The 14,306-nt window shown below is 37.0% G+C and carries 14 protein-coding genes and 6 tRNA genes; 4 read left to right on the forward strand and 16 right to left on the reverse strand.

Annotation, left to right across the window (positions count from 1 at the left end; all coding sequences use genetic code 11):
• Nucleotides 1-58: 58 nt before the first annotated feature.
• The 8 genes from AC0INN_RS10740 to AC0INN_RS10775 all read right to left on the reverse strand — a co-directional run bounded on the left by AC0INN_RS10740 (nucleotide 59) and on the right by AC0INN_RS10775 (nucleotide 3,135).
• Nucleotides 59-1,054, reverse strand: a complete 996-nt coding sequence (locus AC0INN_RS10740) for a phosphotransferase (RefSeq protein ID WP_273650222.1) — start codon at nucleotides 1,052-1,054, stop codon at nucleotides 59-61.
• Between the two features lie 101 nt (nucleotides 1,055-1,155).
• Nucleotides 1,156-2,280, reverse strand: a complete 1,125-nt coding sequence (gene chrA / locus AC0INN_RS10745) for a chromate efflux transporter (RefSeq protein WP_273650223.1) — start codon at nucleotides 2,278-2,280, stop codon at nucleotides 1,156-1,158.
• A 230-nt stretch (nucleotides 2,281-2,510) separates the two neighbouring features.
• A tRNA-Leu gene (locus AC0INN_RS10750) sits at nucleotides 2,511-2,594 on the reverse strand.
• 6 nt (nucleotides 2,595-2,600) lie between these two features.
• A tRNA-Gly gene (locus AC0INN_RS10755) sits at nucleotides 2,601-2,676 on the reverse strand.
• 8 nt (nucleotides 2,677-2,684) lie between these two features.
• Nucleotides 2,685-2,766: transfer RNA gene (locus AC0INN_RS10760), tRNA-Leu, on the reverse strand.
• 113 nt (nucleotides 2,767-2,879) lie between these two features.
• A tRNA-Leu gene (locus tag AC0INN_RS10765) sits at nucleotides 2,880-2,963 on the reverse strand.
• 6 nt (nucleotides 2,964-2,969) lie between these two features.
• Nucleotides 2,970-3,045, reverse strand: a tRNA-Gly gene (locus AC0INN_RS10770).
• An 8-nt stretch (nucleotides 3,046-3,053) separates the two neighbouring features.
• Nucleotides 3,054-3,135: transfer RNA gene (locus tag AC0INN_RS10775), tRNA-Leu, on the reverse strand.
• 179 nt (nucleotides 3,136-3,314) lie between these two features.
• Here AC0INN_RS10775 and AC0INN_RS10780 point away from each other — a divergent pair.
• The 3 genes from AC0INN_RS10780 to AC0INN_RS10790 are packed head-to-tail and all read left to right on the forward strand — an operon-like array spanning nucleotide 3,315 to nucleotide 5,277.
• Nucleotides 3,315-3,692, forward strand: coding sequence for a DUF3127 domain-containing protein (locus tag AC0INN_RS10780; protein WP_172281607.1), 378 nt, complete (start codon nucleotides 3,315-3,317; stop codon nucleotides 3,690-3,692).
• Between the two features lie 60 nt (nucleotides 3,693-3,752).
• Complete coding sequence (gene aat, locus AC0INN_RS10785) at nucleotides 3,753-4,409, forward strand: leucyl/phenylalanyl-tRNA--protein transferase (protein ID WP_273650225.1); 657 nt, start codon at nucleotides 3,753-3,755, stop codon at nucleotides 4,407-4,409.
• Nucleotides 4,393-5,277: a DMT family transporter gene (locus AC0INN_RS10790; protein WP_273650226.1), complete on the forward strand. Its 885-nt coding sequence runs from the start codon at nucleotides 4,393-4,395 to the stop codon at nucleotides 5,275-5,277. The genes aat and AC0INN_RS10790 overlap by 17 nt, the downstream gene beginning before the upstream one ends.
• A gap of 48 nt (nucleotides 5,278-5,325) precedes the next feature.
• Here the strand turns inward: AC0INN_RS10790 and AC0INN_RS10795 are convergent, their stop codons facing one another.
• The 8 genes from AC0INN_RS10795 to AC0INN_RS10830 all read right to left on the reverse strand — a co-directional run bounded on the left by AC0INN_RS10795 (nucleotide 5,326) and on the right by AC0INN_RS10830 (nucleotide 13,539).
• Nucleotides 5,326-6,705 carry a tetratricopeptide repeat protein gene (locus tag AC0INN_RS10795; RefSeq protein ID WP_172282417.1) on the reverse strand — a complete coding sequence of 460 codons (1,380 nt, stop codon included), beginning with the start codon at nucleotides 6,703-6,705 and terminating at the stop codon, nucleotides 5,326-5,328.
• A 209-nt stretch (nucleotides 6,706-6,914) separates the two neighbouring features.
• Nucleotides 6,915-7,886 carry a quinone oxidoreductase family protein gene (locus AC0INN_RS10800; RefSeq protein ID WP_273650227.1) on the reverse strand — a complete coding sequence of 324 codons (972 nt, stop codon included), beginning with the start codon at nucleotides 7,884-7,886 and terminating at the stop codon, nucleotides 6,915-6,917.
• Between the two features lie 74 nt (nucleotides 7,887-7,960).
• Nucleotides 7,961-8,536, reverse strand: coding sequence for a Crp/Fnr family transcriptional regulator (locus tag AC0INN_RS10805; RefSeq protein WP_306613180.1), 576 nt, complete (start codon nucleotides 8,534-8,536; stop codon nucleotides 7,961-7,963).
• Between the two features lie 50 nt (nucleotides 8,537-8,586).
• Nucleotides 8,587-9,969, reverse strand: a complete 1,383-nt coding sequence (gene glmM / locus AC0INN_RS10810) for a phosphoglucosamine mutase (protein WP_172281617.1) — start codon at nucleotides 9,967-9,969, stop codon at nucleotides 8,587-8,589.
• Nucleotides 9,970-10,058: 89 nt separating this feature from the next.
• Nucleotides 10,059-10,211, reverse strand: coding sequence for a hypothetical protein (locus tag AC0INN_RS10815; RefSeq protein ID WP_273650229.1), 153 nt, complete (start codon nucleotides 10,209-10,211; stop codon nucleotides 10,059-10,061).
• Nucleotides 10,211-12,244, reverse strand: coding sequence for a ferrous iron transport protein B (gene feoB, locus AC0INN_RS10820; RefSeq protein ID WP_172281621.1), 2,034 nt, complete (start codon nucleotides 12,242-12,244; stop codon nucleotides 10,211-10,213). The genes AC0INN_RS10815 and feoB overlap by 1 nt, the downstream gene beginning before the upstream one ends.
• Nucleotides 12,244-12,498 carry a FeoA family protein gene (locus AC0INN_RS10825; protein ID WP_262888831.1) on the reverse strand — a complete coding sequence of 85 codons (255 nt, stop codon included), beginning with the start codon at nucleotides 12,496-12,498 and terminating at the stop codon, nucleotides 12,244-12,246. The genes feoB and AC0INN_RS10825 overlap by 1 nt, the downstream gene beginning before the upstream one ends.
• Nucleotides 12,499-12,633: 135 nt before the next feature.
• A complete protein-coding gene (locus tag AC0INN_RS10830; RefSeq protein ID WP_273650231.1) occupies nucleotides 12,634-13,539 on the reverse strand; it encodes a GLPGLI family protein in 906 nt (301 codons plus the stop codon).
• 239 nt (nucleotides 13,540-13,778) lie between these two features.
• Here AC0INN_RS10830 and AC0INN_RS10835 point away from each other — a divergent pair, with 239 nt between their 5' ends.
• Complete coding sequence (locus AC0INN_RS10835; RefSeq protein WP_172281626.1) at nucleotides 13,779-14,273, forward strand: DinB family protein; 495 nt, start codon at nucleotides 13,779-13,781, stop codon at nucleotides 14,271-14,273.
• Nucleotides 14,274-14,306 lie beyond the last annotated feature (33 nt).

Genomic DNA, 14,306 nt, shown 5'->3' on the forward strand with positions numbered 1-14,306 from the left:
TGGGCACATGTATTAATACTGGTTTTAATCTTTGAGCTCTGTTATTATTGATCCTTTTTTAATTATTAATATCAATTTTTTGATAAGCGATCCATCGTTTTAAATTCCCAACCATCCTTTTTAAATGATCTTCATTCAAGAAAATATTTGTCCAATATTCAAATCTATCGCACTGAACACTTATGTAGTAGGTCATAATTGCTAAACATGCGTAGGGCAAAAACTTTTTTTCTTCGTTACTAATTTTAGTTACAGTTTCATACCCTTTAATGAAACTATCGGCTTTTACCTGATATTCTTCTTCGTTCAAATGAGTTGTAAACAACTGAAATAGAAAATAGGAAATATCAAAGCATAAATAACCGTTGCCACAAAAATCAAAGTCAAAAAATGTTATTTCTTTTTCATTATCAATATGTAAATTATCAAACCAAACGTCGAGATGAACAGCTCCATATCTCATTTTACGTTTGTCCGTACTTTCCATTTTTTGCGTTAAAAAAGCAGAAAGTGTTTCTAAAAATTCATTTTCGCTAACATTTTTACTATAAAATTCTTTAGTTCTTATAATAGGATTCTTAAGCAAATTTTGAGCATTGTAGGTTATTCTCTTCAGTTCAATATTTTCTGTGGATTGGTGAACTTTTGCTAATGCCTGTCCAATCAGAAAACTTGTTTGGTGGGAGAATTTTGCTGTTTTTATGCCTTTAGCATATGAAAATAAAACACCAAATCGTGTTCCTTCTGATGCTTCAATTTCCTGAATGAAATTGTTCGATTGATCAGCTATGGGAAAAGCAACTTGTCGCCCTGCTTCTTTTAGATGAATTAAAAGTTTTAGCTCTTCTTCAATTTCTAATTGAGATCGCCAGTTATGTGTATAAACTCTAAAAACATATTTATTTTCGTCATCATGAACAATGTATAAATGATTCATGGCAAGCCGGAATACTTTGCATTCAGTTTTCTCGGTTAATTTATAATTTCTTTGAATAAACTTACCAAGTTCATTTGGTGAAAGCGTGCTATTTATGGTAGGAAATTTCTCTGTCATTAGTTTTTCGTTCGTAGTTGAGTTATAATGTGTATGCAGTTTTGCTCGTAATTTTCAGCCTTATATTTACTAAATTATTTTTACTAAATTGGGGGAATATCTTACATCTTTTGTAAAATATATCCTAAAAAAGCTCCCAGCATAACAATCCATGCACTGTTTATTTTTTTGAAAGTAAACATCAAAATAATGCATAATACAGCAATAATTATTGTTTTCCAATCTGCGATACTATCTTTTGCCATTTCATAACATATATTTAAAATAATAGCTATTGACGCAATATTGACTGCATCTAAGAAAGATGAGAATGTTTTTGATCCCCTCATCATCTTTACGATTGGATTAAGTAATGCTACAAAAATAAATGAAGGAAAAAAGATACCCAACGTAGCAACCAAAGCTCCTGACCAGTTATTTATTTGATAACCAATAAAAGTAACCGATGAAAAGACGGGTCCTGGTGTAAATTGTCCAACAGCTATAGCATCTAATAGTTCTTGTCTTGTTAATAAACCTCTTCCCACCAATTCTGTATCAAAAAAAGCAAACAGGACATATCCGCTTCCGTAAAGAATAGCTCCTATTTTAAGGAAAATTAGAAATAATTTAATATTACTTTGTGACAGAGAGCTAAAATCTGGAATCTGTAGTAAAGTTAGTGGAATAAGTGAGTTGGTCGTATTTTTCTGTCTTATGATTGCAAATAGCATTGCGATTATACCTGCTCCGAATAATAAAAAGAGTTCATTAATTCCTAAGAAAGAAAGCATCAGCACGCTAATACCAATAATCCATAGTGGGATGGTTTTTAAAGATTTTTTTGCGAGGGGAAAAACAGCCGATAATATTACAGATATGATAGCAGGTTTTATTCCATATATAAAGGGCTGAACTTGTGGAAGCTGCCCATATTCTTTATATAACCATGCAAAACATAAAGTAATGATAACAGCAGGACATATAAAACATAATCCAGCTACAATCAGTCCTTTCCAACCGGCCCTTTCCTGCCCGATATGAATTGCCATTTCTGTACTATTGGGACCTGGGATAAGGTTAGTTGCTCCGATCAGATCAAGAAAATGCTCCTCAGACATCCATTTCCGTTTTGTTACTACTTCCTGCTGCATCATGGCAATATGAGCGGCAGGACCTCCAAATGCTGTAACTCCCAGTTTCAGGAAAACACCGGCAACTTCTTTCAGATTATTTTCTTTCCCCACAATTTTTTATGTATTTGTCTATCAAAAAAACTATAATCCCATAATAGATTCACTCTTGTTTGGAGTGATCCAATTTAAGCTTCACACTGAGATATGAAATTACTTATTTCTTTTCTCTTTCTAAATTTTAATTATAAAATATGTATAACCTCAGGTATAATAAATAAGAAGTAGCAATGAGGTATGTTCTAAAAATAAAAACCCCTCCGCAACAAAGTTACGGAGGGTTGTACCCCAGACGGGACTTGAACCCGTACGTCCTTGCGGACACAGGATTTTAAGTCCTGCGTGTCTACCAGTTCCACCACCAGGGCGTGGAATGGAGCGAAAAACGGGATTCGAACCCGCGACCCCAACCTTGGCAAGGTTGTGCTCTACCAGCTGAGCTATTTTCGCAAACGTTGTGCGGATGAAGGGACTCGAACCCCCACGCCTCACGGCACCAGATCCTAAGTCTGGCGTGGCTACCAATTACACCACATCCGCTGGTTCTGCTGATCTGTAACTACAGATATCCTCAGCATTATTCTTACAAATATAATAAATACAACTTAAAAAAAACAAAAAAAATCCTCCGCAACAAAGTTACAGAGGATTAGTACCCCAGGCGGGACTTGAACCCGCACGCCAAAAGAGGCACAGGATTTTAAGTCCTGCGTGTCTACCAGTTCCACCACCAGGGCATGGAGTGGAGCGAAAAACGGGATTCGAACCCGCGACCCCAACCTTGGCAAGGTTGTGCTCTACCAGCTGAGCTATTTTCGCAAACGTTGTGCGGATGAAGGGACTCGAACCCCCACGCCTCACGGCACCAGATCCTAAGTCTGGCGTGGCTACCAATTACACCACATCCGCATTGTTTGGTTAAGTTGTATTTTAAAAGAACTTCTTTCGTTTTTGTGAGTGCAAATATAGGGCAATTTTCTACAATCACAAGGCTTTTTTCAAAAAAAATTAAAATTTCTGCATTTTTTTTTCCTGACCCCTTTTATTACATTTCATTTTCTTACTTTTACATCGTTAATATATACGATATGGAATTACAAGGAACGGTAAAGAAACTTTTTGATGCTCAGACATTTGCAAGCGGATTTCAAAAGAGAGAAATGGTTATTTTAACTCAGGAGCAGTATCCACAGCCGATAAACATAGAATTTTTGTCTGACAAGATCAGTTTATTAGACAACCTTAAGGAAGGAGAAAATGTAAAGGTAGGAATCAACATCAGAGGAAGAGAATGGACATCTCCTCAGGGTGAAACCAAATACTTCAACTCTATCACAGGATGGAGAGTAGAAAAAGTTTTTGATAACGGATCAGAACCTACTCAGGCAGCTCCTTCACAATCCGGATCTCCGGTTTCAAATGAAAATCCATTTGCGGGAGACGAAGATGATGATTTACCTTTTTAATTAGATACAACGATTAAAAATATAGATCCTGCTTTTTAAGTGGGATTTTTTTTCCTCAACATGGTTCGATTAGACGAAAACGAGATTTCATTTCCTGATCCGGAACTTTATGACGGGCACGAAGGGGTTATAGCTTTCGGAGGGGATTTATCGGTAGAAAGAATTTGGTTTGCCTATCAGCTGGGCATTTTTCCCTGGTTCAATCCGGGGGAGGAAATTCTTTGGTGGAGTCCTGATCCCCGTTTTGTTTTGTTCCCTGATGAACTAAAGGTTTCCAAATCGATGCGTAAGATACTCAATCGCGAAGTTTTCACCTTTACTGAGAATAAAGACTTCCGGGGAGTCATCAGAAACTGCCAGCAGATAAACCGAGTCGACCAGGCCGGAACCTGGCTTTCCGATGAACTTATGGAATCATTTATCACACTTCATGACTATGGGTTGGCAAGAAGCATAGAAGTTTGGAAAGAGGGTGAACTGGTAGGTGGCTTTTACGGCCTCCAGATCGGTAACGTCTTTTGTGGTGAAAGTATGTTTGCCAAAGTAAGCAATGCTTCCAAAGCAGGCTTTATCCATTTTGTGGAAACTTATAAAGATCAGCTTGATCTCATTGACTGTCAGTCTCATACAGAACATCTGGAAAGCCTCGGCGCAAGGATGATCCCCAAAAAACAATTCTTACACTACTTACACAAAAATAATGAAAGCACACAATGAAAAATGGATCCTCTTACTGCTGCTCAGTCTCATTTGGGGATCTTCTTTTATCTTAATTAAAAAATCTTTAGAACATTTTAATCCTTTTCAGGTAGGTGCACTAAGGGTCCTTATAGCAGGGATCATATTATTACCTATCGCAATTTCGAAGTATAAACTATTTCCTAAAAAACACATCAAGTGGCTTATTTTGGCGGCGATCACTGGGAATTTTATCCCGATGTTCCTCTTTCCTATTGCAGAAACAGAAGTAAGCAGCAGTATTGCAGGGATTATCAATTCTATGATGCCCATTTGCGTGATTATCGTAGGCGCACTGGTATGGAAATTTGAAACCACAAAACATCAGATTATAGGAGTTTGTATTAGTTTTGCGGGAGTATGTATCCTCGCTTTCGGAGGAGGAGACGGAGCGAAATTTAAAATGATTCCGATTGCTTTGTTATTGCTGGCTACATTATGCTATGCGATAAGTACGACCACTGTAAAATCGAAGCTTATGGAATTGTCTTCTGTTATTTTATCCTCATTTATATTCTCTTTTGTACTCTTTTTTCCTTCGATCATTGCTTTAGCATTAACCGGGTTTTTCTCGGAGTTTAGTTTTTCAAAAGACAATATGACGGGATTGCTCTTTGTAAGCTTATTGTCGATTTTCGGAACAGGACTGGCCATGACCATGAATTACAGGCTCCTGAAAGTATCGTCTCCGCTCTTTGCATCAACCGTTACTTTACTGATGCCTATTGTTGCCATTATCTGGGGCATTCTGGATGGCGAAAAATTAACTTTCCTCCAGTTTGTAGGCGCAGCGATCATTATAGGAGGTTTGATCTTTTTAAGGACAAAACCTGCCGTAAAAAAATAAATCCTGCATTACTGCAGGATTTTTTATTTAAGAACCATTATTGATTCGTTAATTCTTTTTCTTCACTTTGGCTTTAGCCTTTTTTACCCCATCTTTAATGAAAGGATATTTCTTCTGCATATCCTGAACAAGAGTCGGGTCCAGATCTAATGCCTTCTGAAGGGTTTCAATTCCTTTTTCCTGATCTCTAAGGTTGAAATAGCAGTTGCTCAGCTGATAATACAATTCTGCCCTGTTATGATTTTCTATAGCTTTGTATAAAATCGTAACGGCTTCTTCGTATTCACCCAAAAGCATTAACACTTCTGAGTAGGCATACCAGTTGTAAAACCTTGAGGGTTCTGAAGCTACAAGCTTTTTCAAACAGGAAAGGCTTTCTTCAAATTTTCCAGCATCAATAAATAAAAATGCAAGCCTTTTTTGATAATCAAGGTTGCTGTCATTCAGATGCGTTGCCTCTTTTGCAAAATGAAGCGCTTCAGCCATTCCCCCCATTTCCTCATACAAATAAGACTGCTCCATCATAGACAGATAGAACTGAGGATCTTCCCTCAATGATTTCTGAAAAGAGTTCAATGCGATAATCGGCTGCTTCATTGCTTTATAGCATAATCCGATTTTATAGTAAGTAAATGCTTTGGTATATTCCAACTCCAGCATTTCCTCATATACTTCAATGGCTTTTTTATATTGCCCTAATGCTTCGTAACAAGCTGCTTTATTCGCATATACTCCTACAGAAGATGAATTGATCGCTAAAAGATAATCAAACCCTTTAATCGCTTCTTCATAATTCTTTCTGTTGAAATAGAACTGTCCGTATTCATACCATGCGGTTTCAGAATAAGAAAATTCATCTAAATATTCATTCAAAAAGGCAATAGCCTCCTCGCTCTTTTTTAAATCATTAAAGCAGATCATACAGTTTTCCAACGCATATTCATCCGTTGGGTCTTCTTTCAATGCTTTTCTGTAATGTTTAAGAGCGTTGAAAGGATCTCCTAAGTTCACATATTCATCCGCAATAAAGTTGTGAAGAAAGTTTTCTTCTTCCTTCAGTTCTAATGCTTTTTTACAAATTTCAATGGATTTTCTAGGATTTCCCAAATTCGAATAATACTTGGCGTAGCAAACTAAAAAGTCCGTGTGCTCCATAGATGAAGCCTTTAACTCGTCTATTAGCTCTTTTGCCGTATTATAATCTTCCCACTCCAAAAGAACTTCAAGCTTTTTGATCTTGATGTCCAATGAATTAGGATGAAGCTTTAGGCCATAGTTAACAGCATTATCCGCATAGTTAAAATCGCCCAGCTCCAGATAATAAACAATAATGTCTTCCAGTTCTTCTGTATCGAAGTAGAATTCATCATTATTTTCAATCATTTCTTCGAACTTTTTTACCAGTTCATTTCCAAAATATTCTTCCAATATACTGTATCCTCCGTCAGCCAACGCCCGAATTTACTTGCGAACCTCGGCAAACTTATTTAATTAATATACTACTTCTGAGATTGTTAATTCAAAATTACTGCAAATTTGCGACTTTTTTTTGAATTATGTTTTCGTAATTTTCTATCCTAAAGATAGTAAAAAGAAGAATATAATGAAAGAAATGTGGATAAAAAGAGGGATTCACATTAAATTAACACGACTAACCTTTTTCTGTTAGGAATTTCATTTTGCCATACCGATTCAATATCTTCTAAATCAATAACTTCAGTTTCCATTCTTATTTTTCGTTCTGCTGCAGCCTGAAACATTTGAGGGATAATTTCCGTAATCAACAACTTAAACTCTTCAGGAGTCCAACTTCCCAATCCGGAACCGGAAATCTGAAGATCAGTTCCTCTGAGTATCTGTGACGACAGCTGAATAGTGTCTCCGCTCATTCCTCCAACGGACACCAATCTTGTTTTGTGGGAAAAATTTCCATCTCCTTTTATCGCAGACAGAAGAAGCTCAATAGAATGACCCCAGATGTAATCCAGTACTACATCAATAGGAGTCTGGCTATGAATTTCCTTTATTTTCTGCATAAACTCCCCATCATTCATTTTCAGGGAAATAACCTCATCGGCACCCAACTCCCGAAGCGCCTGCAATGCTTCTTCATTTCTACCCGTGGCAAGTACTTTTTTAGCTCCGTATAATTTTGCGATCTGTACAGCAATCATTCCGGTTACCCCTGTTGCTCCATTGATCAGGACCGTTTCTCCTGTTTTTAATTGTGTTTTAAACCTTAATCCCATTGCTGAGCCCATAATCGCATTAGGTAATGCTGATGCTGTAGCGAAATCCAATCCATCAGGAATGGGAACAGTCATATGTTTATCAGCTATTGCTTTTTCTGCAACCGTTCCTCTTTTACTGAAAAAATATACTCTTTTTCCGTTTTCCAATATTCCGGCCCCGTCACTTCCTATAATTTTAGGCTGATGTTCCTCATTTTCCGTAGAATAGTGTTTTCCGCTTGCTCTGGCCCTGTCCAAATGTTTTATGGATGCTGCTTTTACATAGACGAGTTGCTCATTGTCCTTCGTAACTTGAGGATCCTGAAAATCTGCATATTGAGGAGTTGCTCCTTTTTCAAATACTACTGCTGCTTTCATTCTTTTTAATTTTTATACAAAATTATGATGAAGGAAACCCCTGCTGCAATAACATTTGTTATCAGTTTACTTCGCTAGCCTCCTTTGAGGATTTTGGCCTTTATTCTGCTCAGGTGGACGGTCGTAATTCCGAGGTAAGAAGCGATATAATGCTGGGGAACTCTTTTAATGATTTCAAGTTTCTCCTTTGCAAGATCAAGGTAACGTTGCTGAGGACTGTCTTTTATAAATGAAAAGAAATGTTTCATATAATCAAATGTTCTCTCAAAGACTGAATCCATAAAGCGATCCCTCAGCTCAGGATCATTATATATTTCTGCTAAAATCTGGTCAACGGTCGGCTTATCTATTTTCCATAAAATGCAAGATTCTATGGTCTCAAAGGAAACCATGCTCGGCAGACCTTTTCTGAAGCTTTCCAAAGAAGAAAACATGGTATTCTCAGTAAAAAACTGAAAAGTAACATCCTTTCCGTCATTGTTATACCAGGCTCTTGCCAATCCCTTTTCAATATAATAGGCGTGCAAGGACACCTCATTCTCTTTTAAAAGAATGGTCTTTGCCGGTACTTCAATGCGTTTGAATTCCCTGATAAATCGGACACATTTTGTTTTCGGAAACGGAAACTTTGCTTTTAGATGCTCAAACATATTTAAATATAAAAAAAGAACGGAACATAAAGTTCCGTTCTTTCATCTTTTTAAATCAGGCTATTTATTTTCGCTATAATCTGGTCTGCCAGCTGATCTGCCTCTTCCTGGGATTTGGCCTCAGTATAGACTCTGATAATAGGTTCCGTATTCGATTTACGAAGGTGAACCCAGTTGTTTTCAAAATCTATTTTCACTCCATCTATGGTAGAAACTTCTTCGTTCTGATATTCTTTTTCCATTTTGGCTAAAATATCATCTACGTTGATTTCAGGGGTAAGTTCAATTTTCTTTTTCCCCATAAAATAGCTTGGATATCCTGCTCTCAGCTCTGAAACGGTTTTGTTTTCTTTTGCCAGATAAGTAAGGAAAAGGGCAACGCCTACCAAAGAGTCTCTTCCGTAGTGAAGATCAGGATAAATAATTCCTCCGTTTCCTTCTCCTCCGATAACCGCATTTTTCTCTTTCATCAGGGTAACAACATTTACCTCTCCTACCGCACTTGCGAAATATTCAGAATTATGATTCCGGGCGATATCCCTCAATGCACGGCTCGAAGAAAGATTGGATATGGCAACTCCGTTTTTATGTTTTAATAAATAATCCGCCACTGCAACCAATGTATACTCTTCTCCAAACATCTCTCCCTTTTCATCGATCAGAGCCAGCCTGTCAACATCAGGATCCACTACCACTCCGAAATCTGCTTTTTCTTTTTTTACCAGTTCGCAGATGTCTCCCAAATGTTCTTTCAGAGGCTCCGGGTTATGCGGAAAATGTCCGTTAGGCTCACAATACAGTTTTATGGTTTCACATCCAAGTTTATCCAGCAACATCGGAATCGCTATTCCACCTGTAGAATTCACAGCGTCTAAAACAACTTTGAATTTTTTGGCTTTAATGGCTTCAACATCTACCATGGGAAGATCAAGGATCTGCTGGATATGAATATCAAAGGCATCGTCCCTTGTTTCATATTTCCCTAAATCGTCTACTTCCGCAAAGTTGAAATCTTCACTTTCAGCGATTGCCAGCATCTCTGCCCCGTTCTCACCACTGATGAATTCTCCTTTTTCATTCAACAATTTAAGGGCGTTCCATTGTTTTGGATTATGGGAAGCGGTAAGGATAATTCCTCCGTCCGCCTTCAGTTCCGGAACCATAATTTCCACGGTAGGTGTTGTAGAAAGTCCGAGATCAATAACATTGATCCCCAGTCCCTGTAATGTAGCCGTTACCAGAGAGGAAACCATTCCACCGGAAATCCTTGCATCCCTTCCTATAACAAGCGTTAAGTTTTTTTTGTTTTTATTGTTCTGAAGCCAGGTCCCGAAAGCGGAAGCAAACTTTACCACATCAAGTGGAGTTAAGTTATCATTTACTTTTCCCCCGATCGTTCCCCGGATTCCTGAAATACTTTTAATTAATGACATTGTAGGTCTTTTGTAAGTTTAAATTCTATTTATATTCTGCGTAAGGCTGAGCAAAATTAGAAATTATTTACATTATTTGTGTGACAAATTTATGAACAACCGCAATCTTTATCACAACCTCCTCCTTTAGAGCTGAATTTTTTAGGTGCAAAATTCTTTCTGATCACTCTGAAAAGAGAGTAACAGGCGAATCCTACAATGAGTAGTACGATAATATATTGAAAAATTAATGAAGAGTTCATTATTTTAGAATTTGATAAATAAACATAGACACAAAATATGCCAAACCAGTCATCATAACAACCTGAAAGCCTGTCCATTTAAGGCTTTTTGTTTCTCTGTAGACTACTGCAAGTGTGGAAACACACTGCATTGCAAATGCATAAAATAAAAGGATAGAGATTCCTGTTGCAAAATTAAACACTTTTTCACCGTTTGGTTTCACATCGTGTCTCATTTTGTCAATTACTTTTACTTCAGGAGCATCATCACTCAGGCTGTATAAGGTAGACATTGTACCTACAAAAACTTCTCTAGCTACAAAACTGGTAATGATTCCTACTCCCATTTTCCAATCATAACCCAAAGGAGCAATGGCCGGCTCTATAGCCTTACCCATTTTTGCAAGGTAGGAGTGATCCAGCTTAACATCTGTAGCAACCATTTGATTGGTCTTCTGTGCCGGTCCGAAATAACTTAAGAACCAGATGATAATACTTACAATAAAGATTATCTTTCCTGCTCCCGTTATAAAGTCCCAAACCTTTCCTAAAACCATTTTGAAATCATATCCGAACAATGGTTTTTTATAAGTAGGCAAATCCATTACAAGGTATGTTTTACCTTTATCTTTAATAAATCTTTTTAAGATGGCTGCTGAAAATAAAGCGACAAGAAATCCTAACAGATACATTCCCATTAATACCAGAGCTTTATACTTTATTCCTAAAAAGCTTTTGTCTGAAATAACCAAGCCGATAATGATGCTATATACAGGAAGTCTTGCAGAACAGGTCATGAAAGGAGTTACTAAAATGGTCAGGAGTCTTTCCTTAACGTTTTCGATATTACGTGTGGAAATCACAGCAGGGATCGCACAAGCTGTTCCGGAAACCAATGGGACAATACTTTTCCCGTTGAGTCCAAATGGCCTTAAAAATCTATCCATCAGGAAGATTACTCTTGCCATATATCCTGAATCTTCTAACAGATATAAGAAGTATAACAAAATTCCGATTTGAGGAGCAAATACCATAATCCCTCCTAATCCCGGGATAATTCCATTAGAAACAAGTGAATTTACCGGTCCTTCAGGAAGATGCTCGCCAGTGAATGCGGACAGCCATGAGAAGAAACTTTCGATCCAGTTCATCGGATACTCCGCAAGGAAGAATACGCTTTGGAATATAATAAGTAAGATCAGCATGAAAATCACATATCCCCAGAACTTATGCACCAAAACTTTATCCAGCTTTTCGGTAAGCAGTTCTTTGAACTGTGGCTTTTTAGTGATTACATTCGCTAATATCTTATCAACATTCTGGTATCTTCTTACTGTCTCCTGAACCTGTAGTCTCTTCGGAACCAGACTTTTAGCATCCGGACTATTGAGAATATCATGAACAGATTCTATTTTGCTGAGTTCTACTCCCGATGATATACTCATCCAGGCTTCATAATCACTATCCAGGCCCTTATGAGCCACAATTTTTGCTATAAAATCTTTATGTTCATTCGGAATTTCAAAAGAAGTTTTTTCCGTTTTTTTAAAATCATTATTAAAAACAGCTTCCCTTATCTGATCTATTCCGATTTGCTCTTTAGCATTGGTTTGGATAATTTTAATATTTAAAGCATTTGAGAACTGCTGGATATCGATATCAATCCCGCGTCTTTGAGCCTGGTCGATCTGGTTAACTACCAAAATAAGAGGAATACCCAGATCCTGGATCTGTTGAAACAAAAGAAGCCCCCTTTTTAAACTTAAGGCCTCAAGGATATAAACAACTCCGGCATAGTTTTGCTGCTCATCGATCAGAAATTTTGAAAAGATAGCTTCATCTTCAGAGCTCGGATATATACTGTAAGAACCCGGTAAATCCACCACTTCCACTTCCTCATCCTTGTAGCTGTAATGTCCGGAATAGCTTGCTACAGTAACACCGGCATAATTCCCGGTCTTCTGTTTTTTATTACAGAGTGTATTGAAAACCGTAGATTTTCCTACATTCGGATTTCCAACTAAAAGTACCTTTTTTTTCTTATTTTCCTGCATTAATCCCATTCTTGTACAATTATATAATCCCCTTCTTCTTCTCTGAGAGCTATACGGCTTTTTTCATCTCCAAATTCCACATACATGGGACCACTAAATGGAGCCTGATACAAAATCCTGAAAACGGTTTCCGGTAAAAGACCCATTTCTATAATTTTGTTTGGCATCTTTAGATGATCATTATCATAACCCAATATCTTCCCCATTTTGTTCTTAGGGAATCCGCTTAATTTATGTAAATCCTTCTCTTTCAAAGCCTGCTTTTTGTACATGCAAATGTACGCTATTTAAATTTAATCTAAATAACCTTAGTCTTAAAAAAAATAAACCCAAATGCTGTAAAAACATTTGGGTTCATTTGATAAAATATAATTTAGTTAATTGAATGTCTATTTTTTCTTTTTGTCAGTTATTTCAACCTTCTCAATCGGGTTATCATTGGCATTAAAGAAATCTTTGTATTGTTTTTCCTGTTTCTTCAACATATCACCTACAGTTCCATCCATTCCCGGTATGGTCTTGGAAAGCATGTCCTGTGTCATCATCGGTCTCAGAGTAGCAAAAGGATCTTTTTTGAAATCGTTATACGTTTTTTCGAATTTTTCTCTGGTCAGTTCGTTTACCTTTCCTCCTTTCGCCTGCATCAGGTTTTCTACGTATGAATATTCTGTGTAATCTTTCACCTTCTTATTTCCCTGAAGCACCCATGAATAATCTTTTGCATCGTCCTCTATCTTGACAATCAGACCCGGAAGACCAGAAAACTTGTAAGGACCGTCAGGAAAAGGCAGATCCGTACTGAACCATGCTGTCCATTTTCTTCCTCCGAATTCTGTGGTTGCTTTTTGTGTATTATAAGCTCCTATTTTTTGTTTGTCGGTAAGAATATTCCAGTTGAATTTCGGCTCCTCGTTATATCCGATATTACTTGGAGTAAATCCACTGGCAATTTTATCAACATACTGCACTTTCATGCTTGGATAAAATTTATAAACCCTGGCAGAAATTTTAGGCTGTCTGATTGTTTTTGAAAGGTCTTTCATCACACCTGCCTTCTGCATTGCTTCTATTTCCACCTTCAGGATCGAATCCTGTGCGATAATGGTATAATCCTGATAAATCGATCTGTTTTTATCTGTAATATCCAATATCGTAATAACCTTATCTATTTTAGTAGAATCTTTTTTAGGTTTAAAAGTAAGTTCGTAAAAGAAACGGTTTGCAGTTTCTTTAGACTCCTGAGCATTGGCAAAAGCAAAAAGAGCAATTAAGAATACTGAAAGCAACTTTTTCATTGTAATAATGTTTACTTATTAGTTGCTATTGTATCAAAAATGTTACAACTTTTTTCTCTTTATTTATAAGTTCTTTATGGTAAGCCCCGGAAATATGGCTCCGCCAGGTTAATAGCTATATAAAAAATTATTTTCAGTGGCATCTTCTTTTTTCATATTCATTTTTAAAGATTATTATGTCGTCAAAACCTTTATAGCTATAAAAGTTTTAACTTTAAATACCTAAAAACAAAATTAAAATGGACACATTAGCTCAATTAAAATCCGAACTTGATAGTGAGTATCAAACCACCAGAAAATTTTTTGACCTCTATCCCGATGACAAAAATGAGTATGCTCCTCACGAAAAAAGTATGAAAATGAAATCGCTTGCCAACCATCTTGCTGATGTTTTTGAGTGGCCCAACACCATGCTGAAAACATCTGAACTGGATTTTGGAACCGCACAACATCCAACCACGTCTGCTACGAAAGAAGATTTATTAAAAAAACTGGATGAGAACTATAAATCGGGTATCGACGCATTGGAAAATGCAAAAGAAGATGACCTGAATTCTACCTGGGCTTTAAAACATAATGGGCATGAATTGGCAAAATGGACCAAGTATGCATCAATCCGCCACAGTTTAAATCAAATTACCCACCACAGAGCTCAGCTGGGAGTATACTACAGGCTCAATGATATTCCTTTGCCGGGAAGTTACGGTCCGTCTGCAGACGTACAAAGCTTTTAAAATATAGTTTAAATGAAAAAGCCAATCCCAAGG

The sequence above is a fragment of the Chryseobacterium subflavum genome, assembly GCF_055762745.1.

What these genes read in the sequence shown, in the direction of transcription:
- glmM (WP_172281617.1), bottom strand. Translation starts at nt 9,969, where the DNA reads ATGTCATTAATTAAAAGTATTTCAGGAATCCGGGGAACGATCGGGGGA.
- AC0INN_RS10780 (WP_172281607.1), top strand. Translation starts at nt 3,315, where the DNA reads ATGGAATTACAAGGAACGGTAAAGAAACTTTTTGATGCTCAGACATTT.
- AC0INN_RS10800 (WP_273650227.1), bottom strand. Translation starts at nt 7,886, where the DNA reads ATGAAAGCAGCAGTAGTATTTGAAAAAGGAGCAACTCCTCAATATGCA.
- AC0INN_RS10790 (WP_273650226.1), top strand. Translation starts at nt 4,393, where the DNA reads ATGAAAGCACACAATGAAAAATGGATCCTCTTACTGCTGCTCAGTCTC.
- AC0INN_RS10835 (WP_172281626.1), top strand. Translation starts at nt 13,779, where the DNA reads ATGGACACATTAGCTCAATTAAAATCCGAACTTGATAGTGAGTATCAA.
- AC0INN_RS10830 (WP_273650231.1), bottom strand. Translation starts at nt 13,539, where the DNA reads ATGAAAAAGTTGCTTTCAGTATTCTTAATTGCTCTTTTTGCTTTTGCC.
- aat (WP_273650225.1), top strand. Translation starts at nt 3,753, where the DNA reads ATGGTTCGATTAGACGAAAACGAGATTTCATTTCCTGATCCGGAACTT.
- AC0INN_RS10805 (WP_306613180.1), bottom strand. Translation starts at nt 8,536, where the DNA reads ATGTTTGAGCATCTAAAAGCAAAGTTTCCGTTTCCGAAAACAAAATGT.
- AC0INN_RS10815 (WP_273650229.1), bottom strand. Translation starts at nt 10,211, where the DNA reads ATGAACTCTTCATTAATTTTTCAATATATTATCGTACTACTCATTGTA.
- AC0INN_RS10740 (WP_273650222.1), bottom strand. Translation starts at nt 1,054, where the DNA reads ATGACAGAGAAATTTCCTACCATAAATAGCACGCTTTCACCAAATGAA.
- feoB (WP_172281621.1), bottom strand. Translation starts at nt 12,244, where the DNA reads ATGCAGGAAAATAAGAAAAAAAAGGTACTTTTAGTTGGAAATCCGAAT.